General features: G+C 58.6%; 1 protein-coding gene. It reads left to right on the forward strand.

The annotated features are described in order from the left end of the window. Positions 1-105 precede the first annotated feature (105 nt). On the forward strand, positions 106-244 hold a 139-nt coding region (locus B3605_RS25020; protein ID WP_296436823.1), incomplete at its 3' end, for a hypothetical protein.

Consider the following 244-nt stretch of genomic DNA (forward strand, 5'->3'; position numbering starts at 1 on the left):
CACATTTCGGGATTGCAGCCGGCGAAGGCCAGAGCTGCGGCCAAAGGGCGGCGCGACACAGGTTTTCTCTTCAATCCGGATTTTATCTAGGCCGGCACATCAAGGATGACGACAGTGGAATATATCTCGACCCGCGGCAAAGCCCCTGCTCTCGGTTTCTGCGATGCATTGCTGGCGGGTCTAGCGCGTGACGGTGGCCTCTATGTGCCGCGCGAATGGCCGCAGTTCTCCAAGAAGGAAATCC

Origin of the sequence: Rhizobium sp. UBA1881, from assembly GCF_002338015.1 — a bacterium.
GTDB lineage: Bacteria > Pseudomonadota > Alphaproteobacteria > Rhizobiales > Rhizobiaceae > Rhizobium.